Genomic DNA, 2,589 nt, shown 5'->3' on the forward strand with positions numbered 1-2,589 from the left:
GAACTTTCCAGTTGAGATTTATACTTGCCTTGGGCCACAATCTGATGACCCTCCCTGAAAATGAGCGAACCGTAAGTTAAAGTAGTCATGCTAGCAGCCGAGGAATCTCGACACATGGGGCACAACTATGTGGGTACCGAGCAGATCCTCGTCGCGGTGGTGCGGGAGGAGGCAAGCGTTGCCTCCAAGGTATTACAATCGCTTGGTTTTTCGTTCCGAGATCTCCGCAGCGAAGTGGAAAAAATGACCGGATACGGAGCTGGTTATGTAGCTGTAGAAATTCCCCACACTCCACTAGCAAAACAGGCGATCTCAGCCGCTAAAGCAGCCGCTCGTCAATTAGGGCACAACTATATCGATACGAAGCACTTATTACTGGGCTTAATCGACAATTCAGAGAATACCGCTTGCAAGGTATTGACAAATCTGGGAATCGATTCGAGTCAAATCCGAGATTTAGCAATGCAGATACCAGATGAAGATCCCGCATTGGCAATTGAACGGTCGAAAACGATTGACTTTTTAGAATTTCGATCGAATATTGATGCTCGAATGAAAAAAGTTGAAGAAATTCTTGCCATTCTCCAGCGCAAACTCGGTATCATTCATGATGACTTGTCTGCGGATAACAGCCCCTAGAATGCTGTTTTTAAAGTCAGGATTAGAGCGATCGCCCTCTACGTCGGGAGTTGGATCGACTTTCGATGCTTCAGGGCAGAAGCTTTGCCAATGGGTGGCAGATTTAAACCAGTCCGACAAGTTGTTTGGCAACACTAGTAAGTAACTGAGTTAAGACCCCAACACTAACACTTCCACCCTTATCTTTGACAATTTCCATAGTCTTCTGCCAAACAGATTCATTTCGAGCATCATCCAAGAAATTGCAACCTTCCCAAGAAAGTTTTTCAATCAGGATAGTGGGTCGATCGCTATTAAAGAAAGTGTGGACTTCGCCAACGGCTAATTTTGCTTCGATGAGTAACTGTAAATGATAGTTTATTTGAGATGAATCGTAGCCATCGATCTCGATACTTTCAGCATCAAAGTCGTCACCATTTGATTCGATCGCTAACATTAACTGTCTGATGAGTTCTAGATCGCGTTTCATAATATTTACTAATAATTTCTCGATTTCTATCTGCACTTAAAGGGATTTTTGGTAGCTTTGCTGAAGTTATTGACAGCCCCTTAGCGTTAGCTTTGTTCGGTACTTTGAGGATGGTGTAAGAGAAGCAATACTAATATACCATAACTCTCGTACTGTAGTCAGATTGAAAGTTAGTTTAGCGATCGAATGGGTTAAGATTGCATGTTAGGGTAATCCGAACGATAATGACAAGTTAAATAAAGTCTAAATACAAATGAGTCAAATCACTCTGACTGACAATGCCCAAAAAGTTATTGACTGGAGTAAATCTTTTACTAGCTCATCTAAGAACGATTACGATCCGCTGGCAAGAGAACTGCTAGCGATTCTGTTTGTTGTCGATCTCAAAAGTTTTTGGCTACATACGAGACTTAATAAGTATATGGGACATGGAGCTATTATTAGAGCCAAAATTCTTAAGCTAGTGGATAAACTAGACCCACAACTAAGAGCAAAAACTGATTTAGCCAGACAACAAGAGCAACGTCAAGAAACTCGCGACTCTTTTGTGCCCCTAATAGATGTTGCCAAAATCTACAAGCAAGACATTTTCGGTGTTAAGGGTAGTTTTGTCACGGAATTACGCAATGCGGCTAGATTTGCACCCAATATGCAGAGCAAGGAGCAAGAATTTCGCGATTATAATGAAAGACTTACGGCTATTTGGCATGAGTTAGTTAGTTTTCCTGACGAAATATTATGCCCCACCAATAATGGTATGACCTTTAATTTCAGTGAAGATGATTTTAAAGCGATCGAGCGATATATCGATAGTTTATCCTAAGCTGCTATGACGAGTAAATTATCATCATAGCATTGGCAACTGTTACTAAATTTCTGTTGTTTTCAATCTTCTTCCCCACTATCTCTACCCATCCGATACTTGATGTCATAGTTAATGATAAAGTCTAGTTCTTCGTCGGTGAAGCCATAGTGTTGAGCCAGAAGGCGATCGATTTCATCAATGATGGGTTTTGACTTTACGGGAAAAATGCACTGAATTAAGAGAGTGTCATGTTTAAAGCGCATTGTACGTTCTTCTGACTTCTCATTTATATTTTTCATTAACTTTTGAGACAGTCTAACTAAATCGTTGCCATTTTCTTTGAGTTCTAATGTCGAAATATCTACAGGAAAAAAATCTACTTCACGCTTGTTGACATGGCGACAGTCCGAACATACAGTAATAAACCAATAGAATAAATTTGAATTCAGGCAGCATAGAGCAATTTTTGCTCTATCGCTGTTTTCAAATCTTAATTCTTTGAATTCTGATGGTGGTCGTAGATTACCTTTTCCATCAATAACCTTTGGCTCAAAGTCAAGAATTTGAAGAAAGTATCCTACTTTTCGAGAATAGAAAATCGGCTCTTCATTACTTAGTATGCAAAACTAATAATTGTAATGCCAATTAAGCAGGCATCTATTTCTGAAGTTATCGA

4 protein-coding genes are annotated in these 2,589 nt (G+C 39.9%); 2 read left to right on the forward strand and 2 right to left on the reverse strand.

The genetic code is table 11. The annotated features are described in order from the left end of the window. Positions 1–87: 87 nt before the first annotated feature. The gene (locus tag C7B77_RS27905) at positions 88–639 is read left to right on the forward strand and encodes a Clp protease N-terminal domain-containing protein (protein ID WP_106312744.1); all 552 of its coding nucleotides are present in this window, start codon (positions 88–90) and stop codon (positions 637–639) included. Between the two features lie 103 nt (positions 640–742). Here C7B77_RS27905 and C7B77_RS27910 read toward each other — a convergent pair whose 3' ends face one another. Beyond that, positions 743–1,108, reverse strand: a complete 366-nt coding sequence (locus C7B77_RS27910; RefSeq protein WP_106312747.1) for a DUF2513 domain-containing protein — start codon at positions 1,106–1,108, stop codon at positions 743–745. Positions 1,109–1,361: 253 nt separating this feature from the next. On the opposite strand from C7B77_RS27910, the gene C7B77_RS27915 reads away from it, so the two are divergent. Beyond that, complete coding sequence (locus C7B77_RS27915) at positions 1,362–1,931, forward strand: hypothetical protein (RefSeq protein ID WP_106312750.1); 570 nt, start codon at positions 1,362–1,364, stop codon at positions 1,929–1,931. Positions 1,932–1,993: 62 nt separating this feature from the next. Here the strand turns inward: C7B77_RS27915 and C7B77_RS27920 are convergent, their stop codons facing one another. Further along, complete coding sequence (locus C7B77_RS27920; protein ID WP_106312753.1) at positions 1,994–2,212, reverse strand: hypothetical protein; 219 nt, start codon at positions 2,210–2,212, stop codon at positions 1,994–1,996. Positions 2,213–2,589 lie beyond the last annotated feature (377 nt).

The organism is Chamaesiphon polymorphus CCALA 037, assembly GCF_003003845.1.
GTDB classification, from domain to species: Bacteria; Cyanobacteriota; Cyanobacteriia; order Cyanobacteriales; family Chamaesiphonaceae; genus Chamaesiphon; species Chamaesiphon polymorphus.